Origin of the sequence: Streptomyces sp. NPDC008150, assembly GCF_042956945.1 — a bacterium.
GTDB lineage: Bacteria > Actinomycetota > Actinomycetes > Streptomycetales > Streptomycetaceae > Streptomyces.
The window spans coordinates 272,672-292,299 of sequence record NZ_JBIBHJ010000008.1 but is presented as its reverse complement, the minus strand read 5'-3'; the positions used below and the strand labels follow the sequence as shown (position 1 = coordinate 292,299).

Here is a 19,628-nt window from a genome sequence, read left to right as displayed (position 1 = left end):
CGGAGAGGGCGGAGGGTGCGGGGGCGGAGGGGCGGAGGGGGCGAGCGAGGAAAGCTACCGCTTAGTAAGCTGCTGTTGTACCGTTCGTCCATGGCAGAAGCAGCCCCCGTGTCCACAGCCCCCGCCGCGATCGGCGACAGCGAGTTCGACCGCGACACCGCGGTCGTCCGGCGCGAGCCCGGTGTCTACGGCATCGACCTCTCCGCCGGCTGGACGATCCTCGGCGCCGTCAACGGCGGTTACCTGCTGGCCGTGGTGGCCCGCGCCCTCGCGGACGCGCTGCCGCACCCCGACCCCTTCACGGTCTCCGCGCACTACCTGACCGCGTCCCGCCCCGGCCCGGCCGTGGTGCGCACCGAGACCGTCCGCTCCGGCCGCACCCTCTCCACCGGACAGGCATCGCTCTTCCAGTACGACGACGAGGGCCGCGAGGTCGAACGCATCCGGGTGCTCGCCTCCTACGGCGACCTGGACGCCCTGCCGGACGACGTCCGCACCTCCGCGAAGCCGCCCGTGATACCGCCGCCCGACCGCTGCTTCGGTCCCGAGGACGGCCCGGCCGCGGTCCCCGGCGGTTCCGACGGCCCCGGCATCGCCGGACGGCTGTGGCTCCGGCTCGACCCCGCCACCCTCGGCTGGGCCACCGGGGAGCCCTCCGGCAGGGGCGAGGTGCGCTCCTGGTTCGGGCTGTCCGACGGCCGCGACGCCGACCCGCTCTCCCTGCTGCTGGCGGTGGACGCGCTGCCGCCCACCGCGTTCGACCTCGGCCTCTCCGGATGGGTGCCGACCGTCGAACTCACCGTGCACGTAAGGGCCCGGCCCGCCGCCGGCCCGCTGCGGGTGTCGATCACCACGCGCAACCTCGCCGGGGGATTCCTGGAGGAGGACGCCGAGGTCTGGGACAGCGCGGACCGGCTCGTCGCCCAGTCCCGGCAGCTCGCCCGCGTCCGACTGGGCTGATTCCGCGCCCCCTTCGCTTGGGCACGGCTTTGCCGGATCCACAGACCGGGCACAGTGCGACCCCAACCAGGCCCTATACGGGCTTGGTTGAGTGCCGCCCGCGGACCTCACGTCCGTCTCAGGCAGCACTCCCGGGAGTTGTTCACTCATGAAGCGTGCCCGTCTCGTCCCCGTCGTTGCCCTGCTGGCGCCGGCGCTCCTCGCGCTCGCCGCGTGCGGCTCGGACGACTCGTCGTCCTCCTCCGGCAGCGGCAACTCCGGTCAGCAGCAGGGCTGTCGGGCCCCGTCCGGCATGCCGTCCGGGGCGGCGGGCCGTCCGAGCGGGATGCCCACCGGCATGCCGTCCGGGATGCCCTCGGGCAACCCCTCGAACCGGCCGTCCGGGATGCCGTCCGGCGGCCCCTCGGGCATGCCGTCCGGCGGTCTCGGCGGGGGCGGCGGACAGGGCGGCGGCTGCGGGGGCCCGGGGCAGCAGGGCTGACCGCGCGGTCGGGGCAGGGCGGCGGGGCGCGGCCCGGCGGGGCTGACCGCGCGGGCCGCCCGGCGCGGCGGGTTCCGGGGTGGGCGCCCGCCTCCTCAGTCCAGCCAGTGGCGGCGGCCGATGCTGATCAGGCGCAGCCGGCTCGCCGCCACCTCGGCGACGCGTTCGCGTTCTTCGTGCGGGGCGTCCTGCGCCTCCAGGAAAAGGGACGCCGTGATCAGCATCTGGTCCACGTAGAGGGCGGCGAGGGCCTCCAGGTCCGCGTCGCTCCAGCCGGCCGACTCGGGGTCCTTGGCCAGCTCGGTCTTCACCTCCCCGGCGAACCGGGCCAGTTGGCCGCGGATCGCCTCGCGCACCGGCTGCACCCCGCCGTGCCGCTCCCGGGCGAGGAAGCGGACGTGGGCCGGGTGCGCGTCCACGTGACGGGCGATCAACTCGACGGCCCGCTCGATGCGTTGGTCCGCCCGTGCGGCCTGGTCGGCACTGTCGGCCGCCGTGGACACCGTCGTCCTGATCATCGGGTGCAGGCTGCCGAGCGCCTCGTCGACGAGGGCCACGCCGAGGTCCGCGATGGAGCGGAAGTGCCGGTAGAAGGCGGTCGGCGCGACGCCGACCGCGCGGGTGACCTCGCGCAGGCCCAGGCTGCTCAGGCTCTGCTCCTCCAGCAGTCCGAGCGCCGCGCTCAGCAGTGCCTGCCGCGTCTTCTGCTTCTGTGCCTGCCGGACGCCGAGAGTGTGACTCATGCCATGCAGTTAACAACTGTTCTCCGGGCGGGGGAAGTGCTCGTGCGCGCTAGACTCGTCAGTCAGTGAACAGTTGTTCTCGGAATCGGAGGGGGATCCCGCCCGTGCTGTTCCTCGTTGCCGCACTGCTCCTGATGGGCGTCGTCATGGGCGCCGTCGCCCACGCGCCGCTCGCGTTCAGCGCCACCGCGGCCGTCGTCATCGCCGTCTGGCTCGGTGTGTTCGCGCTCCGCGAGCGCCACGGCCGCCGTCGGCACACCGCGGCGGGCTGACCGCCGGGCCCGCGCCCGGTCCGTACGCCCGCACGACCGTCCGTTCGTCCGCCCCGAGACCTCGGGAGTCGATCACCATGCATCTCACCGCTCCGGCGAGCAGCCGCACCGGTGCCCGTGACGCCGACGGCATGGCCGTCGCGTCCTTCGTCCTCGGACTCGTGGGACTTCTCGTCCTCAACGTCTTCCTCGGCCCGATCGCCGTCGCGCTGGCGGCCACCGCGCTGTGGCGCTCCACCGCCCGCCGCGGCAGGGCGTACCTCGGGCTCGCGCTCGGCGTCGCCGACCTGCTGGTGCTGATCGCGTTCATGCACGCCGACAGCACCGTCTCCTGGAGCTTCTGACCGGGGCCCGGCGGGCCGTCCGGCCCGGCGCGGGCCGCGGGGGCACCGCCGACCGAGGACGTGCCGCCGGGGCCCCGTAGAATCGTCGCCACCATGGCATACCTCGACCACGCCGCGACCACCCCGATGCTTCCGGAGGCGGCAGAGGCGCTGACCGCCCGGATCGGCGTCACCGGCAACGCCTCCTCCCTGCACGCGTCCGGCCGCAGGGCCCGCCGCACGGTCGAGGAGGCCCGCGAGACCCTCGCCGAGGCGCTCGGCGCGCGGCCCAGCGAGGTCGTCTTCACCTCCGGCGGCACCGAGGCCGACAACCTCGCCGTGAAGGGCCTGTACTGGGCCCGCCGCGACGCCGACCCGGCCCGCACCCGCGTCCTGTGCAGCCCCGTCGAGCACCACGCCGTCCTCGACGCCGTGCACTGGCTCGCCGAGCACGAGGGCGCCACCGTCGAGTACCTGCCCGTCGACGCGCACGGCCGGGTCCACCCCGGCACCCTGCGCGACGCGATCGCCCGCAACCCCGACGACGTGGCCCTCGCCACCGTCATGTGGGCCAACAACGAGATCGGCACCGTCTCGCCGGTCCGTGAACTCGCGGACGCGGCAGCCGAGTTCGGTGTCCCGCTGCACTCCGACGCGGTCCAGGCGTTCGGCCAGGTACCGGTCGACTTCGGCGCTTCGGGCCTCGCGTCCGCGGCGCTCTCCGGCCACAAGGTCGGCGGCCCGTACGGCATCGGCGCACTGCTGCTGGGCCGCGAGTACACCCCCGTGCCGGTGCTGCACGGCGGCGGCCAGGAGCGGCACGTGCGCTCCGGGACGCTGGACGTGCCGGCCATCGCGTCGTTCGCGGTGGCGGGACGGCTGGCCGCCGAACGGCGCGAGCGGTTCGCCCGGGAGGTCGGGGGGCTGCGCGACGAGCTGATCGCCGCCGTCCGGGCCGCCGTGCCCGACGCGATCCTCGGCGGCGACCCGGTCGAACGGCTGCCCGCCAACGCCCACTTCACCTTCCCCGGCTGCGAGGGCGACTCCCTGCTGCTGCTCCTGGACGCCCAGGGCATCGAGTGCTCCACCGGCTCCGCCTGCACCGCCGGGGTCGCCCAGCCCAGCCACGTCCTGCTCGCCACCGGGACCGACCCGGACCTGGCGCGCGGCACCCTGCGGTTCTCGCTGGGGCACACCTCCACGCGCGACGACGTCGAGGCGGTGGCCAAGGCCATCGGCCCGGCCGTCGAACGGGCCCGCGCGGCCGGTCTCGTCTGACACCCCCGGCGCGGGCGGTGCCCGCGCCGCCGCTCAGCCGGCCGCGGACCGCAGCGCCGCGCGTTCCCGGCGGACCAGGACCAGGTACCTGTCCCAGTCCCAGTACCGGCCGGGGTCGGTGTGGTCGGTGCCCGGCACCTCCACGTGGCCGACGATGTGCTCCCGGTCGACGTCGATGCCGTACCGCTCGCACACCCGGGCCGACAGGCGCGCGGACGCCGCGTACATCGCGTCCGTGAAGGCGTCCGGGTCGTCGACGAAGCCGGCGTGCTCGATGCCGACGCTGCGCTCGTTGTACGAGCGGTTGCCCGCGTGGAAGGCCACGTCCAGTTCGCGGACCATCTGCGTGATCCCGCCGTCCTTCGCGACGATGTAGTGCGCCGCCGCCCGGTGGTCCGGGTCCTGGAAGACCTTCACCGCGCTCGCGAAGCTGCCCTGTGTGACGTGCACGACTATCCGGTCCACCCGGTAGTCCGAAGGGCGGTCCGCGACACGGTAGTTGGCGGGGGAGGCGGCCACCCAGCGCGCGCCGCGGAAGTCCACCGCGCCGGCCTCGCGCGGCTTCTCCACCCCCGGCAGCTGCCACCACAGCCGCCCCAGCTCCTGGCGGGTCACCGCGAACAGGCCGCCGGCCGCCACCGCCGCGCCGCCCGCGATCAGCGCGCGGCGCCCGATCCGCCGCCGGGCGTCGCCGTCCCCGTCAGGGACCGGCCCCGGTCCGTCCGCCCGCCCGGACCCCGCGTCCGCGGGCTTCGCGTCCGCCGGCTCCGTCCCGTCCCGCGGCTGCTTCCCGTTCTCCCGCTCGGTCTCTGCGCTCATGTCCGTCTCCCCCATGTAGATCGAGAACGGATACTCGGGGGCCCCGGTTCCCACCGGCCCCTTACTCTTGAAGAGCTATGACCGCTATGACTGAGACCCCGCAGCGCCCCCTCCGTGTCCTCGCCGCCATGTCGGGCGGCGTCGACTCCGCCGTCGCGGCCGCCCGCGCGGCCGAGGCGGGCCACGACGTGACCGGCGTCCACCTCGCGCTCTCCGCCAACCCGCAGTCGTTCCGCACCGGAGCGCGGGGCTGTTGCACGATCGAGGACTCCCGCGACGCGCGCCGTGCCGCCGACGTCATCGGCATCCCGTTCTACGTGTGGGACCTCGCCGAGCGCTTCCGCGAGGACGTCGTCGAGGACTTCGTCGCGGAGTACGAGGCCGGGCGCACCCCGAACCCCTGTCTGCGCTGCAACGAGAAGATCAAGTTCGCCGCGCTGCTCGACAAGGCACTCGCGCTCGGCTTCGACGCGGTCTGCACCGGCCACTACGCGACCGTCGTGCTGAACACCGACGGCACCCGCGAACTGCACCGCGCCTCGGACATGGCGAAGGACCAGTCGTACGTGCTCGGGGTGCTCGACGAGCGGCAGCTCGCGCACGCCATGTTCCCGCTCGGGGACACGCTGACCACCAAGGACGAGATCCGCGCGGAGGCCGAGCGGCGCGGTCTCGCCGTCGCGAAGAAGCCCGACTCGCACGACATCTGCTTCATCGCCGACGGCGACACCCAGGGCTTCCTCGCCTCGCGCCTGGGCCGCTCCGAGGGCGACATCGTCGACGAGTCCGGCGCGAAGGTCGGCACGCACGAGGGCGCGTTCGGCTACACGGTCGGACAGCGCAAGGGCCTGCGCATCGGCACCCCGGCGCCCGACGGCAAGCCGCGCTACGTCCTGGACATCTCGCCGGTCACCAACACCGTCACCGTCGGCCCGGCCGCCGCCCTCGACGTCACGGCGCTGACCGCCGTCAAGCCCCGCTGGTGCGGCACCGCCCCCGCGGGACCGGGCACGTACACCGCCCAGCTCCGCGCGCACGGCGGCGAGACCGAGGTACGGGCGGAGAACGTCGACGGCACCCTGCACGTCACGTTCGACGAGCCGGTGCGGGGCGTCGCGCCCGGCCAGGCGATCGTGCTGTACGACGGCACGCGCGTGGTCGGCTCCGCGACGATCGCGTCCACCACGCGCGCGAGGACCGCGACCGTCTGAACGACGCCCGCCCCGCGCGCCGCACGCGCGCGGGGCGGCGCGCGTCAGACCTCCTCCACCTCGTAGAAGCACAGGTGGTCCTTGATCTCGGCGACCCCGGGCAGCGGCTCGGGGTAGGACCACACCAGGTCCGGGGCCTCCGGCAGGGACCAGTAGGACGCGTCGCCCTTGAACGGGCAGTGCGTGTGCGTGTCGGAGGGCGTCAGCAGGTCCAGGCGGACGTCCTCGGCGGGCAGGTAGTAGCGCGGCGGGCAGCCCGTCTCGCGCAGGACCAGGGGGCGGTCGCTCTCCGCGAGGACCTGGCCGCCGTGGACGACGCGTACGGGCCGGCTGCCGTGCTCGATCGTGATCGTGTGTCCTTGGGTCATACGGGGAACAGCGCGCGCGGGGCGCCGGTTCTTCCCGCGTACCGTGGGCGCCATGAACATCTGCGTCTTCCTCTCCGCCGCCGACCTCGACGACCGCTACACCCGCCCCGCGCACGAGTTCGGCGCGCTGCTCGGCAGGGCCGGGCACACGCTCGTCTGGGGCGGCTCGGACACGGGTCTCATGAAGGTCGTCGCGGACGGGACGCAGAGCACCGGAGGGCGTCTGGTGGGCGTCTCCGTGGAGTTCCTCGCGGCCAAGGCTCGCCCCGGCGCGGACGAGATGGTGATCGCGGCCGACCTCGCCGAGCGCAAGCGGCTGCTCCTGGAGCGCTCCGACGCCGTGGTGATCATGGTCGGCGGCACCGGGACCCTGGACGAGGCCACCGAGATCCTGGAGCTGAAGAAGCACGGCAGGACCGACAAGCCGGTGGTCCTGCTGAACACCGCGGGCTTCTACGACGGCCTCGCGGAGCAGTTCCGGCGCATGGAGGCCGAGGGCTTCCTGCCGCGCCCGCTGGCCGAGCTGGTGCACGTGGCCGCCGAGCCCGCCGAGGCGCTGGCGTACCTGGAGAAGGCCCTCGCCGACCGCTGAGCGGCCTCCCCGGGACGCCCGCGCGCGCCCGCGGGCGACCTGCGTACGGTGCGCCGGCCCCGGTGGTGCGAGCATGGCGGCATGGCTACACATGTGATCACCGGGGCCGGTTCCGGCATCGGCGCGGCGCTCGCCCGACGTCTGCACGCGCGCGGGGACGACCTCGTGCTGCACGCGCGCGACGCGGGACGCGCGAAGGAGTTCGCCGCCGCGTTCCCCGGCGCCCGGACCCTCGTCGGCGACCTCGCGGACCCCGACCGGCTGTCGTGGGCGTTCTCCCACCAGACCCTGCCCGAACAGGTCGACTCGCTGATCCACGTCGCCGGCGTGGTCGACCTCGGCAAGGTCGGCGAACTGACACCGAAGTCCTGGCACCACCAGCTCGACGTGAACCTCGTCGCGCCCGCCGAACTCACCCGCCACTTCCTGCCCCAACTGCGCACCGCGCGCGGGCACGTGGTGTTCGTGAACTCCGGGGCCGGTCTCGCCGGGCACGCCGAGTGGGCCGCGTACGCGGCCTCCAAGCACGGGCTGAAGGCGCTCGCCGACGCCCTGCGCGAGGAGGAGCACGCGAACGGCGTCCGGGTCACCTCCGTCTACCCGGGCCGCACCGCGAGCCCCATGCAGGCCAAGGTGCACCAGCAGGAGGGCAAGGAGTACGACGCGGCACGGTGGATCGACCCCGAGTCCGTCGCGACGACGATCGTGATGGCCCTCGACCTGCCCGCCGACGCCGAGGTCAACGACCTCACCGTGCGCCCCGGCCGCTGAGCCGGCCGCCCCGGGCCCCGTCCCCGGACCGCCGCCGGTCGGTGGCGTGCCGGCGGTTACGTAGGCTGCCGGGGTGAGCAACGACAGCCAGTTCAGCTTCGCCGGTGCCACCGGGATCGGCTCCCTCCCGGGCGGCGACGCCCGGGAGGCGGCCAGGACCTCCACCGGCAGCTTCGACGACTTCCCCTTCCTGCCCGAACTGCCCGCCCGGGGGCCGGGCGCCGACATGATCGGCCGCACGGCCGGAATGCTCGTCGAGATGTACGCGCGCGTGGAGCCCAGCGGCTGGCGGCTGGGCGACCGGCCGGGCCGGGACACCAAGCGCGCCCGGTCCTGGCTGGGGGAGGACCTCGACGCCCTGGAGGAGTTCACCCAGGGGTACGAGGGCGACCTCAAGGTGCAGGCGGTCGGCCCGTGGACGCTGGCGGCGGCGCTCGAACTGCGCAACGGAGAGGTCGCGCTCTCCGACCCCGGAGCCGTCCGCGACCTGGCGGGCTCCCTCGCCGAGGGCCTGCGCGAGCACCTCGCGGAGGTGCGACGCCGCGTTCCCGGCGCCCGGTTGGTCCTCCAGCTCGACGAACCCTCCCTCGTCGCCGTGCTGCGCGGCCACGTCCGCAGCGCGAGCGGCTACCGCACCCACCGCGCCGTCGACCGGCAGCTCGTGGAGTCCGTACTGCGTGACGTCGTGGGGGTGCACGGGGCGGGGCCCGTCGTGGTCCACTCGTGCGCAGCGGACGTCCCGTTCGCGCTGCTGCGGCGCACCGGGGCGGCGGCGGTCTCCTTCGACCTCTCGCTCCTCACCGAGCGTGACGACGAGGTGATCGGTGAGGCGGTGGAGGGCGGTACGCGGCTGTTCGCCGGTGTCGTGCCCGGCGTGGACGGTCCGTTGTCGGACCCTGCCGGTAGCGTCATGGGTGTCAGGACGCTGTGGCGCAGGCTGGGGCTGCGACCAGGACTGCTCGCCGAGGTGGTGACCCTCACCCCGGCGTGCGGCCTCGCGGGGGCGTCCCCCGCGTACGCGCGCCAAGCGCTCGCCCACTGCGTCCGGGCGGCGAGATCCCTCGCCGACAACCCTGAGTAACGGGAGGACGATTACGGTGGCCGGCGAAGAGCAGGCGGAGACGACGGTGCCCGCCGAGGCACGGGAGCAGCACGCGAGGCTCGCCGAGCAGATCGAGGAGCACCGCTTCCGGTACTACGTGAACGACGCGCCCGTGGTCAGCGACGCGGAGTTCGACAAGCTGCTGCGCACCCTCCAGGCCCTGGAGGAGGAGCACCCCGCGCTGCGCACCCCCGACTCGCCCACGCAGAAGGTCGCGGGCGCGTACGCGACGGAGTTCACGTCCGTCGAGCACCACGAGCGGATGCTGTCCCTGGACAACGCCTTCGACGACGAGGAACTGGCCGCCTGGGCCGACCGGGTCGCCAAGGACGTGGGCGGCGCCCCGTACCACTTCCTGTGCGAGCTGAAGGTCGACGGCCTCGCCGTGAACCTCACCTACGAACACGGCCGCCTCACCCGCGCCGCCACCCGCGGCGACGGCCGCACGGGCGAGGACATCACGCCCAACGTCCGCACCATCGCCGAGATCCCCGACCGGCTGACCGGCGACCGCTTCCCGGACCTCGTGGAGATCCGCGGCGAGGTCTTCTTCCCGATGGAGAAGTTCGAGGAGCTGAACGCCCGCCTGGTGGAGGCCGGTGACAAGCCCTTCGCCAACCCCCGCAACGCGGCGGCCGGTTCGCTGCGCCAGAAGGACCCGCGTGTCACCGCCTCCCGCCCGCTGCACATGGTCGTGCACGGCATCGGCGCCCTGCCCCCCGGCTTCACCGGCATGGCGCGGCTGTCCCAGGCGTACGAACTGCTGCACTCCTGGGGCCTGCCCACCTCCCCGCACAACCGCGTGGTCGAAGGGCTCGACGGCGTACGGGAGTTCATCGCGCACTACGCCGACAACCGGCACTCCGTGGAACACGAGATCGACGGCGTCGTCGTCAAGCTCGACGAGATCCCGCTCCAGGGCCGCCTCGGCTCCACCTCGCGCGCCCCGCGCTGGGCCATCGCGTGGAAGTACGCGCCCGAGGAGGTCAACACCAAGCTCGTCAACATCCGGGTGGGCGTGGGCCGTACGGGCCGGGTCACGCCGTACGCGCAGGTCGAGCCGGTCACCGTGGCCGGTTCCGAGGTCGAGTTCGCCACGCTGCACAACCAGCAGGTCGTCAAGGCCAAGGGCGTGCTGATCGGCGACACCGTGGTGCTGCGCAAGGCCGGCGAGGTGATCCCGGAGATCCTCGGCCCGGTCGCGGACCTGCGGGACGGCAGCGAGCGCGAGTTCGTGATGCCGTCCGAGTGCCCCGAGTGCGGCACCCCGCTCAGGCCGATGAAGGAGGGCGACATCGACCTCCGCTGCCCCAACGCCCGTGCGTGCCCTGCCCAGTTGAGGGAGCGCCTGTTCTACCTCGCGGGCCGCAAGGCGCTGGACATCGAGCACTTCGGGTACGTCGCCGCCGCCGCTCTCACCAGGCCGCTGGAGCCGGCCGACCCGCCGCTCACCGACGAGGGCGGCCTGTTCGACCTGACCGTCGAGCAGTTGCTGCCGATCAGGGCGTACGTCCTGGACCAGGACAGCGGGCTGCCCAAGCGGGACCCGAAGACCGGCGAGGAGAAGACCGCCACCGTCTTCGCCAACCAGCAGGGCGAACCCCGCAAGAACGCCGTGTCGATGCTGGAGAACATCGCGGCGGCGAAGGACCGCCCGCTCGCCCGCGTCCTGACCGGCCTCTCCATCCGGCACGTGGGGCCGGTCGCGGCCGAGGCACTGGCCCGCGCCTTCCGCTCGGTGGACCGCATCGACGCGGCGACGGAGGAGGAGTTGCGCAACACCGACGGCGTCGGCGAGATCGTCGCCCGCTCCGTCAAGGAGTGGTTCGCCGAGGACTGGCACCGCGAGATCCTCCGCAAGTGGCGTGCGGCGGGCGTCCGGATGGAGGACGAGAGCACCGGCGAGGACGAGGGCCCGCGCCCGCTCGAAGGACTCACCGTCGTCGTCACGGGCACCCTGGAGCGCTACACCCGCGACGGCGCCAAGGACGCGCTGCAGAGCCGGGGCGCCAAGGTCACCGGGTCCGTCTCCAAGAAGACGTCGTTCGTCGTGGTGGGTGACAGCCCCGGCTCCAAGCACGACAAGGCGGTGCAGCTCAAGGTGCCGGTCCTCGACGAGGACGGGTTCGACGTCCTGCTGGAGCGGGGACCCGACGCGGCGGCCGAAGTCGCCCTGCCCGCCGAGGAGTAGAGGCCCGCGGGGGCGGCCGGCCCGCCCCCGAAGGCCACCCGATCGGCGCATACCAGACGCATACGGGTGGCCGGGGCGCATTCGGGCAACCGCCGACGACCGCTGCCCGTACTCGCCCCAAGCGGCCTACTGTTGGGATGTGCGCCCGCCGTGCCCTGCGGTCGGGGCATCCCCGACCCCGGCGCGCACGGGGAACGGGTTCCGACGGGGAGCCGTCGCCGGTCGTCGGCGGCGGACCGCGTGGCGTGGGCACCGCCGGCTGTGAGAGGGACGGAATGGAACCGACCGAGAGCGCCGCCCCGGACTCCCGGCTGCGCCGGATCGTGGGCGCGTGGCGGGCGCCGGTGAGTCCCGTGGACCGTACGGGTGTTCCCGGCCTCAGCCCGGCGGGACTGCCCAGCGCCCCGCACGGCCGGCAGATCCAGCGCCCCGCCCTCGAAGCCGCACCCGGACTGCCCGGCACCGCCCAGGAACGCCACGCGTCGTGGCCCGCGCTGCCCGCGGCGGTCGTCGCCGTCGCCGCGTTCGTGCTGGGCGCCGGATTCCTCCGGGCGTTCACCGGTACGCACGCGCTGTTCCCGTCCGGCACGGTCGGCTGGGCGCTCGCCGTGCTGACCGGCATCATCGTCGGCCACCTCGTCATGCTCGGCCGCTCCCGCTGGTGGGGCGGCACCGGTTCGGGCGCGGCCCTCACCCTCGCCGTGCTGCTGCTCTACGGCTGGGTGCCGGCCGGGATGGTCAGCCTCACCGTCGTCGTCCTGGTCGGCGTCGCGCGCAGGCACCGCTGGCGGCAGGGCGTCCTCCAGGGCGCCGTCGACATCCTCGGCATCGGCGCCGGCGCGCTCGTCCTGGCCCTGTTCGGCCCGGTGCCCTCCGTCGAGCACCCGTGGCGGCCTGACACCTGGACACCGGGTGCCGTGCCCGAGGTGGTCCTGGTGGCGGCGGCCTACCTGCTGATCACCCGCACCCTCCTCTGGTACCTCAACGCCCCCCGCACGGGCGGCCTGCCGACCGTCGCGCGCACGGCGCTGGTCCGCCAGGGCCTGGTGGTGGTGGCCCTCCTCGGCATCGCCCCGCTGATCTGCGTGGTGGCCGTCGCGGAACCGATCCTGCTGCCTCTGTTCGCGGTTCCGCTCGTCGCCCTCGACTCCACGCTCTGGATCGCGCGGGCCCGCGCGGAGGAACAACTGCGCGACCCGCTCACCGGTCTGCCCAACCGTCAGTGGCTTCTCGAACGCATCTGGACCACGCTCGACGACGCCGAGCGCGCGGGCAAGCGCGCGGCCCTCATGCTCATCGACCTGGACCGCTTCCGCTCCGTCAACGACACGCTCGGCCACCGCGCGGGCGACCGCCTGCTCCTGCTGATCGCGGAACGCCTGCGCTCGGCACTGCCGCGCGGGGCGGAGGCGGCCCGCCTGGGCGGCGACGAGTTCGCGGTCCTGCTCCCGGTGGCGGACTCGACCACCTCGGCGGCCCGGGTCGCGCGCACCCTCGTGGCGGCGCTGAGCAGCCCCCTGGACGTGCACGGCCTGACCCTCGTCCTGGAGGCCAGCGCGGGAGTGGCCGTCTTCCCGGACCACGCCCTCGACGCCGAGGGGCTGCTGCGCCGGGCGGACATCGCGATGTACCAGGCGAAGCGGGACCGCACGGGCGTGGAGGTCTACGAGTCGAAGCGGGACTCGAACACCCCGGACCGCCTGGGCCTGCTCGGCGACCTGCGCCGCGCGCTGGACGCGCACGAGGTCGAGCTGCACTACCAGCCGAAGGTCCGCTTCGACGGCCAGGTCGCGGGCCTGGAGGCGCTGATGCGCTGGGTGCACCCGGAACGCGGCAAGGTCCCGCCGGACCAGTTCATCGCGATCGCGGAGTCGTCGGGCCTGATGCCCCACCTCACCGAGTACGTCCTGGAGACGGCGCTCGCCCAGGTCGCCGAGTGGCGCAAGCAGGGCCTGTTCGTACCGGTGGCCGTCAACGTCTCGCCGCGCGACGTCCACACCCCGGGCTTCGCGGGCTCGGTGGCGGCCCGCCTGGCCCGGCACGGGGTCCCGCCGGGCTCGCTCCAGCTGGAGATCACCGAGCACGTACTCCTGGAGGACCCGCAGCGCGCGGCGGCGACCCTGGCCGGTCTCACCGGCCACGGCGTCAAGATGTCGCTGGACGACTTCGGCACGGGCTACTCCTCCCTGGTCCACCTGCGCCGCCTCCCCGTCAGCGAACTGAAGATCGACCGCTCGTTCGTGGCCCGCCTGGCGGTGGACACGGAGGACGCGGAGATCGTCCGCTGCACGGTGGACCTCGCCCACTCCCTCGGCCTGGTGGTCGTGGCCGAGGGCGTCGAGGACGACGAGACGTGGGAACGCCTGCGCGACCTGGGCTGCGACGCCGTACAGGGCTGGCTGGTGGCGGCGGCGATGCCCCCGGACGAGACCACCGCCTGGCTCCGGGCCCGAGGCTCCCGGGGCTGGCAGCGCCCGGCGGCGGCCCTCCCGGCGGCACAGGACGACCAGGGCCGCTGAACCGTCCACCGACCCGGGCGCGCGACGAGCAGACGACGCCGGGACCCGGGCGCGCGACGAGCAGGCGACGGCGGGACCCGGGCGCACGGCGAGCAGGCGACGGCGGGAACCCAGGCGCAGGGAGAGCCGGCACGGCGGGACCCGGGCGCGCGGCGGGCAGACGACGGCGGGACCCGGGCGCACGGCGAGCAGGCGACGGCGGGAACCCAGGTGCAGGGAGAGCCGGCACGGCGGGACCCGGGCGCGCGGCGGGCAGGCGACGGCGGGACCCGGGCGCACGGCGAGCAGGCGGCGGCGGGAACCCAGGCGTAGGGAGAGCCGGCACGGCGGGAACTGGGCGCGCGGCGGGCAGGCGACGGCGGGAACCCAGGCGCACGGAGAGCCGGCGACGGCGCGGAGGGGACGTGCCGGGGGTGTGCGCCCGGAGCGACTGGCGCGTCAACGCCGGTCGAAATGCAGGGCATTGCTCCCTCGCGCCGGTCCGAGGACGTACACCCCCGGCGCGGCCCCGCCCCCGACCGCACGCCCCCGCACCCAGCGCACCCCGGCACCCGGCAACGCACCGCTGCCCGAACGCACGTCCCCGCACCCGCCGCACTCCGGCACCCGGCAACGTACCGCTGCCCGACCGCACGCCCCCGCACCCCGCGCACCCCGGCACCCGGCAACGCACCGCTGCCCGACCGCACGCCCCCGCACCCCGCGCACCCCGGCACCCGGCAACGCACCGTTGCCCGAGCGCACGTCCCCGCACCCCGCGCACCCCGGCAACGCCTCCCCACCCCGCCCCGGCCCGGCCCGGCCGCACCACCCCCCGGAACACCCCCGCCCGCCCCGTGCCCCCACCCCCCGGCCAAACCGTTTAACGCCCACAAGGGCCCGCGCCATAGGATTGGCCGCAAAGCCCAACCCCACTCACCCCAGAGGATCGCTGCATGCCTGGCATTACGCGCGAGGAGGTCGCCCACCTCGCACGGCTGGCGCGTCTGGAGCTGAAGCCCGAAGAGCTCGAACACTTCGCCGGCCAGCTGGACGACATCATCGGCGCGGTCGCCCGCGTCAGCGAGGTCGCCGACCAAGACGTGCCGCCGACCTCGCACCCGCTCCCGCTGACGAACGTCATGCGGGCGGACGAGGTCCGTCCGTCGCTCACCCCCGCGCAGGCGCTCTCCGGCGCCCCGGCCCAGGAGCAGCAGCGTTTCAAGGTGCCGCAGATCCTGGGGGAGGACTAACAGCCATGACGGACATCATCAAGCTCACCGCGGCCGAGACGGCCGCGAAGATCGCCGCCGGTGACCTCACCGCCGTGGAGGTCACCGAGGCCCACCTCGCCCGCATCGAGGCGGTGGACGAGAAGGTGCACGCCTTCCTGCACGTCGACCGCGAGGGCGCCCTCGCGCAGGCCCGCGCCGTCGACGCGAAGCGGGAGCGGGGCGAGAAGCTCGGCCCGCTGGCCGGCGTCCCGCTCGCGCTGAAGGACATCTTCACCACCGAGGGCATCCCGACCACGGTCGGCTCCAAGATCCTCGAAGGCTGGATCCCGCCGTACGACGCGACGCTCACCAAGCGGCTGAAGGCCGCCGACGTCGTGATCCTCGGCAAGACCAACATGGACGAGTTCGCGATGGGCTCCTCCACGGAGAACAGCGCGTACGGCCCGACGGGCAACCCGTGGGACCTGACCCGCATCCCCGGCGGCTCGGGCGGCGGCTCCTCGGCCGCGCTCGCCTCGTACCAGGCCCCGCTGGCGATCGGCACGGACACGGGCGGCTCGATCCGCCAGCCGGCCGCCGTCACCGGCACGGTCGGCGTGAAGCCCACGTACGGCGCGGTCTCGCGCTACGGCATGGTCGCGTTCTCGTCGTCGCTCGACCAGGGCGGCCCCTGTGCCCGTACGGTCCTGGACGCGGCGCTGCTGCACGAGGTGATCGCCGGGCACGACCCGATGGACTCCACGTCGATCGACGCCCCGGTCCCGCCGGTGGTGGAGGCGGCCCGCAACGGCAGCGTGGCGGGCATGCGCGTCGGCGTGGTCAAGCAGTTCCGCGGCGAGGGCTACCAGGCCGGTGTGATCCAACGGTTCGACGAGTCGGTGGCGCTGCTCAAGGAGCTGGGCGCCGAGATCGTCGAGCTGGACTGCCCGTCCTTCGACCTCGCGCTCTCCGCGTACTACCTGATCGCGCCCTCGGAGTGCTCGTCGAACCTGGCGCGCTTCGACGGGCTGCGCTACGGCGCGCGCGTGGGCGACGACGGCACGCACTCCGCGGAGGAGGTCACCTCGCTGACCCGCGAGGCCGGCTTCGGCCCCGAGGTCAAGCGCCGCATCATGCTCGGCACGTACGCGCTCAGCTCCGGCTACTACGACGCGTACTACGGCAGCGCGCAGAAGGTCCGCACGCTCATCACGCGGGACTTCGAGAAGGCGTTCGAGCAGGTGGACGTCATCGTGTCACCGACGACGCCGACCACGGCGTTCCCGATCGGCGAGCGGGCCGACGACCCGATGGCGATGTATCTCGCCGACCTCTGCACGATCCCCACGAACCTGGCGGGCAACGCGGCCATGTCGCTGCCGTGCGGTCTGGCCCCCGAGGACAACCTCCCGGTGGGCCTCCAGATCATCGCCCCGGCCCTGAAGGACGACCGGCTGTACAAGGTCGGAGCGGCCGTGGAGGCCGCCTTCGTGGAAAGGTGGGGGCACCCGCTGCTTGAGGAGGCTCCGTCGCTGTGAGCAACGCAATGTCGAAGGCCAAGGGCTTCAAGAAGTCCAAGTCCGGCACGTACCTGTCCATCGCCACCACCGCGTTCGGCGCGCTGAGTGTCGCGAAGCAGGCAAAGAAGGCGCGCGTCGAGAACGACACGCTGCGCCTGATCGACGCGGCCGTGTCCGCCGCGGCCATCGTCACCGGTCTCGCCATTCTCTACCGCGAGCTGAAGCGGCTGGGCGACGACGACGTCCTGCTGGGCTGAGAGGGAAGTTTCACCGTGACCACCACGACCGAACTGGAGTCGTACGAGGACGCGCTGGCGTCGTACGACCCCGTCATGGGCCTTGAGGTCCATGTCGAACTCGGCACCAAGACGAAGATGTTCTGCGGGTGCTCCACGGAGCTGGGCGCGGAGCCCAACTCGCAGACGTGTCCCGTGTGCCTCGGCATGCCCGGCGCGCTGCCCGTCGTCAACGCGATCGGCGTCGAGTCGGCGGCCAAGATCGGCCTCGCGCTGAACTGCGAGATCGCCGAGTGGTGCCGCTTCGCCCGGAAGAACTACTTCTATCCGGACATGCCGAAGAACTTCCAGACCTCCCAGTACGACGAGCCGATCGCCTTCAACGGCTACCTCGACGTGCAGCTGGAGGACGGGGAGACCTTCCGCGTGGAGATCGAGCGCGCGCACATGGAGGAGGACACCGGCAAGTCGCTGCACGTCGGCGGTGCCACCGGCCGCATCCACGGCGCCTCGCACTCGCTGCTCGACTACAACCGGGCCGGCATCCCGCTCATCGAGATCGTCACGAAGCCGATCGAGGGCGCGGGAGAGCGTGCCCCCGAGGTCGCCCGCGCCTACGTGCGGGAGCTGCGCGAGGTCATCCGCGCGCTGGGCGTCTCGGACGCGCGCATGGAGATGGGCCAGATGCGCTGCGACGTGAACCTGTCGCTGCGCCCGCACGGCCGGGAGAAGTTCGGCACGCGGTCCGAGACCAAGAACGTGAACTCGCTGCGTTCCGTGGAGCGGGCGGCCCGGTTCGAGATCCAGCGGCACGCCGCGGTCCTGAACAGCGGCGGCACGATCGTGCAGGAGACGCGCCACTTCCACGAGGACACCGGCTCGACCACCTCGGGCCGGATCAAGGAAGAGGCCGAGGACTACCGCTACTTCCCCGAGCCGGACCTCGTGCCGGTCGCGCCCCCGCGCGCGTGGGTGGAGGAGCTGCGGGCCGCGCTCCCGGAGCTGCCGCTGGTGCGCCGCACCCGCCTGCTCGACGAGTGGGGCATCTCGGCCACCGACATGCAGTCGATCCTGAACGCCGGTGCGCTCGACCTGATCGTCGCGACGATCGACGCCGGGTCGGACGCCGCGTCCGCCCGCAAGTGGTGGATGGGCGAACTGGCGCGCAGCGCCAACGAGTCGGGCACCTCGCTCGAAGACCTGCCGATCACCCCGCAGCAGGTCGCGCGGGTGACCGAGCTGGTCACCAAGGGCGACCTGAACGACAAGCTGGCGCGCCAGGTCATCGAGGGCGTCCTCGCGGGCGAGGGCACGCCGGACGAGGTCGTCGACAAGCGCGGCCTGAAGGTCGTCTCCGACGACGGCGCGCTGACGGTCGCCGTCGACGAGGCCATCGCGGGCAACCCGGGCGTCGCCGACAAGATCCGCGGCGGCAAGGTCGCCGCGGCCGGCGCACTGGTCGGCGCGGTGATGAAGGCCACGCGCGGCCAGGCCGACGCGGCCCGTGTGAAGGAACTGATCCTGGAACGGCTGGGCGTCGAGGGCTGACGTCCGGGCACCGGCATCCCTGCGGGGGGCGCGACGTCCTCGGGACGCGTGCCCCCCGCGGTGCGTCCGGGGGCCGCGTCCGGGGCGGTGGCACGAGCGGCGACAGCGGGGTGACACGTGCGATGCGCGCGATTGTCGACCGGACGTTTGACGAGCGTGGCATGCACCGTGTGGAGTGGTGAGCATCGTCGGCCTGCCCGCGCGCGTGGCGCCAAGCACGCGCGCGCAGCCCCGGAAACGATTATTAAGACCCCTCTCAGAGAGCGTCCGTACCGTGCCAGACATGGGAACCAACACTGTTGACGAGGCCGCGGCCGAGAACGGCGCCGCGGCCAAGGCCGAAGAGGAAAGGACGGGCCCCACCACGGACGTCACCAAGAGCGACGCCGCCGCAGCGACCACGCCCGGCGTGACCGCCCCCGCGACCGACGAGGCCGCGGAGAGCGACGAGATCGCCGACGCCGACGACGAGGCGTTCGGCGTGGACGAGTTCGGCGCGCACGCGCACGAGCAGGACGGCTCGACCGGTGTCGCCATGGGCGCCGCCGCCGTGGTCTCCGCCGCGCTCGGCTTCGTCTCCCTCTCGGGCAGCTGGATCGGCACCGTCGCCGCCGCCCGCCAGCAGCTCGTCGGCCAGCTCCAGACGTCCAGCTCCGCCAGCGTCGCCACCCAGGTCAAGTCGATCTACGGCGACTCCTGGCAGACCAGCGCCCTCTGGGGCGGCGCCTTCGCGCTGATCGCGCTGATCGTCGGCGTCGTCGTGCTCGTCCGGCCCGCGTTCGGCGTGCCCGGGAAGCCGCAGGCCGTGTGGATCAAGTCCGTGTCCTGGGCGGGTGTCGTGCTGGGCGTGATCGGCCTGCTGCTCGCCGTCCTGAAGTACACGGACGTGCTGCTCGGGCTGCCGTCCACGAGCTGACCCGCGAACGCTTCCGAGAGGGCCCCGCATCCCGGGCGCGAGAGCGCCGGACGGGGCCCTTTCGCGTGCCCGCCGCAGGTCCGGGTGCCCGGACCGCGGCCGTCGCCCGTGCGCCCGGAGCGGAATTTCGTGCCCTTTGCACGCGACGGGGTGACCATGGAGGGGTGACCGCGCCCGCGGCCGAAGGGATGGGACACCGTGTTCAACGCCTTCGAGGAACTGTTCTCCCCGGGCCGCAAGCACACCCACGACGAGCAGAACCGGCTGGAGCTCACGCGCGAGGACGTCGGCGACGGCGATCCCGGGCGCGGCCCGATAGACCTCTCGTCCGGCAAGGTGGTGGTCCGCAAGCGGGACCGGGACGCGGCGGAACCGGCAGACCCGGCAGAACCGGCGGATCCGGCTCCTGACGGCGCCGAACCGTCCCGAGGCACCGAACCGTCCCGAGGCACCGAACCGTCCGGCGACGCCGGACCGGCGGCGGACGCCGGTCCGGCGGCGGACGCCGTGCCGCCGGACCCCGCCGCCCCCTGAGCGTCCCGCCCGTGCCCGGCCCGCCTCCCGACGACGGGCCCGGACCCGGGC

General features: G+C 73.7%; 20 protein-coding genes. 17 read left to right on the top strand and 3 right to left on the bottom strand.

The features are described from left to right. Positions 1-90 precede the first annotated feature (90 nt). The gene (locus ACFZA0_RS21705; RefSeq protein WP_391019344.1) at positions 91-960 is read left to right on the top strand and encodes an acyl-CoA thioesterase domain-containing protein; all 870 of its coding nucleotides are present in this window, start codon (positions 91-93) and stop codon (positions 958-960) included. Positions 961-1,108: 148 nt separating this feature from the next. Beyond that, complete coding sequence (locus ACFZA0_RS21700; protein ID WP_391019342.1) at positions 1,109-1,441, top strand: hypothetical protein; 333 nt, start codon at positions 1,109-1,111, stop codon at positions 1,439-1,441. A gap of 95 nt (positions 1,442-1,536) precedes the next feature. Here the strand turns inward: ACFZA0_RS21700 and ACFZA0_RS21695 are convergent, their stop codons facing one another. Continuing rightward, the gene (locus ACFZA0_RS21695; RefSeq protein WP_391019339.1) at positions 1,537-2,184 is read right to left on the bottom strand and encodes a TetR family transcriptional regulator; all 648 of its coding nucleotides are present in this window, start codon (positions 2,182-2,184) and stop codon (positions 1,537-1,539) included. Positions 2,185-2,288: 104 nt separating this feature from the next. Between ACFZA0_RS21695 and ACFZA0_RS21690 the strand changes: the two genes are divergently transcribed. The 3 genes from ACFZA0_RS21690 (at position 2,289) to ACFZA0_RS21680 (ending at position 4,057) form a co-directional block, all read left to right on the top strand. Next, a complete protein-coding gene (locus ACFZA0_RS21690) occupies positions 2,289-2,456 on the top strand; it encodes a hypothetical protein (RefSeq protein WP_391019336.1) in 168 nt (55 codons plus the stop codon). A gap of 77 nt (positions 2,457-2,533) precedes the next feature. Next, positions 2,534-2,800 (top strand): DUF4190 domain-containing protein, encoded by a 267-nt coding sequence (locus tag ACFZA0_RS21685; protein ID WP_391019333.1) that lies wholly within the window; start codon positions 2,534-2,536, stop codon positions 2,798-2,800. A gap of 93 nt (positions 2,801-2,893) precedes the next feature. Further along, positions 2,894-4,057, top strand: a complete 1,164-nt coding sequence (locus ACFZA0_RS21680; RefSeq protein WP_391019331.1) for an aminotransferase class V-fold PLP-dependent enzyme — start codon at positions 2,894-2,896, stop codon at positions 4,055-4,057. 33 nt (positions 4,058-4,090) lie between these two features. Here ACFZA0_RS21680 and ACFZA0_RS21675 read toward each other — a convergent pair whose 3' ends face one another. Then, the gene (locus tag ACFZA0_RS21675; protein ID WP_391019328.1) at positions 4,091-4,876 is read right to left on the bottom strand and encodes an N-acetylmuramoyl-L-alanine amidase; all 786 of its coding nucleotides are present in this window, start codon (positions 4,874-4,876) and stop codon (positions 4,091-4,093) included. A gap of 86 nt (positions 4,877-4,962) precedes the next feature. On the opposite strand from ACFZA0_RS21675, the gene mnmA reads away from it, so the two are divergent. Beyond that, the gene (gene mnmA, locus ACFZA0_RS21670) at positions 4,963-6,087 is read left to right on the top strand and encodes a tRNA 2-thiouridine(34) synthase MnmA (protein WP_391019486.1); all 1,125 of its coding nucleotides are present in this window, start codon (positions 4,963-4,965) and stop codon (positions 6,085-6,087) included. A gap of 44 nt (positions 6,088-6,131) precedes the next feature. On the opposite strand, the gene ACFZA0_RS21665 is transcribed toward mnmA, so the two are convergent. Continuing rightward, a complete protein-coding gene (locus tag ACFZA0_RS21665; protein ID WP_391019326.1) occupies positions 6,132-6,455 on the bottom strand; it encodes a DUF427 domain-containing protein in 324 nt (107 codons plus the stop codon). A 52-nt stretch (positions 6,456-6,507) separates the two neighbouring features. On the opposite strand from ACFZA0_RS21665, the gene ACFZA0_RS21660 reads away from it, so the two are divergent. The 11 genes from ACFZA0_RS21660 (at position 6,508) to ACFZA0_RS21610 (ending at position 19,577) form a co-directional block, all read left to right on the top strand. Further along, entirely contained in the window at positions 6,508-7,047 is a 540-nt protein-coding gene (locus ACFZA0_RS21660) for a TIGR00730 family Rossman fold protein (RefSeq protein ID WP_391019323.1), read from the top strand. Between the two features lie 81 nt (positions 7,048-7,128). Next, positions 7,129-7,818, top strand: coding sequence for an SDR family oxidoreductase (locus ACFZA0_RS21655; protein ID WP_391019321.1), 690 nt, complete (start codon positions 7,129-7,131; stop codon positions 7,816-7,818). Between the two features lie 73 nt (positions 7,819-7,891). Further along, positions 7,892-8,899: a methionine synthase gene (locus ACFZA0_RS21650; protein ID WP_391019318.1), complete on the top strand. Its 1,008-nt coding sequence runs from the start codon at positions 7,892-7,894 to the stop codon at positions 8,897-8,899. Between the two features lie 16 nt (positions 8,900-8,915). Next, positions 8,916-11,111 carry an NAD-dependent DNA ligase LigA gene (ligA, locus tag ACFZA0_RS21645; protein ID WP_391019315.1) on the top strand — a complete coding sequence of 732 codons (2,196 nt, stop codon included), beginning with the start codon at positions 8,916-8,918 and terminating at the stop codon, positions 11,109-11,111. 275 nt (positions 11,112-11,386) lie between these two features. Further along, positions 11,387-13,630, top strand: a complete 2,244-nt coding sequence (locus ACFZA0_RS21640; RefSeq protein WP_391019312.1) for an EAL domain-containing protein — start codon at positions 11,387-11,389, stop codon at positions 13,628-13,630. A 935-nt stretch (positions 13,631-14,565) separates the two neighbouring features. Next, the gene (gene gatC, locus ACFZA0_RS21635) at positions 14,566-14,862 is read left to right on the top strand and encodes an Asp-tRNA(Asn)/Glu-tRNA(Gln) amidotransferase subunit GatC (protein WP_067164579.1); all 297 of its coding nucleotides are present in this window, start codon (positions 14,566-14,568) and stop codon (positions 14,860-14,862) included. Positions 14,863-14,867: 5 nt separating this feature from the next. Next, complete coding sequence (gatA, locus tag ACFZA0_RS21630) at positions 14,868-16,361, top strand: Asp-tRNA(Asn)/Glu-tRNA(Gln) amidotransferase subunit GatA (RefSeq protein WP_391019309.1); 1,494 nt, start codon at positions 14,868-14,870, stop codon at positions 16,359-16,361. Then, entirely contained in the window at positions 16,358-16,600 is a 243-nt protein-coding gene (locus ACFZA0_RS21625; protein WP_391019307.1) for a hypothetical protein, read from the top strand. Before gatA ends, ACFZA0_RS21625 begins: the two co-directional genes overlap by 4 nt. A 15-nt stretch (positions 16,601-16,615) precedes the next feature. Further along, the gene (gatB, locus tag ACFZA0_RS21620; protein WP_391019304.1) at positions 16,616-18,127 is read left to right on the top strand and encodes an Asp-tRNA(Asn)/Glu-tRNA(Gln) amidotransferase subunit GatB; all 1,512 of its coding nucleotides are present in this window, start codon (positions 16,616-16,618) and stop codon (positions 18,125-18,127) included. A 283-nt stretch (positions 18,128-18,410) separates the two neighbouring features. After that, positions 18,411-19,043, top strand: a complete 633-nt coding sequence (locus ACFZA0_RS21615; protein WP_391019302.1) for a hypothetical protein — start codon at positions 18,411-18,413, stop codon at positions 19,041-19,043. Between the two features lie 198 nt (positions 19,044-19,241). After that, complete coding sequence (locus ACFZA0_RS21610) at positions 19,242-19,577, top strand: DUF6191 domain-containing protein (protein ID WP_391019299.1); 336 nt, start codon at positions 19,242-19,244, stop codon at positions 19,575-19,577. Positions 19,578-19,628: the final 51 nt, after the last annotated feature.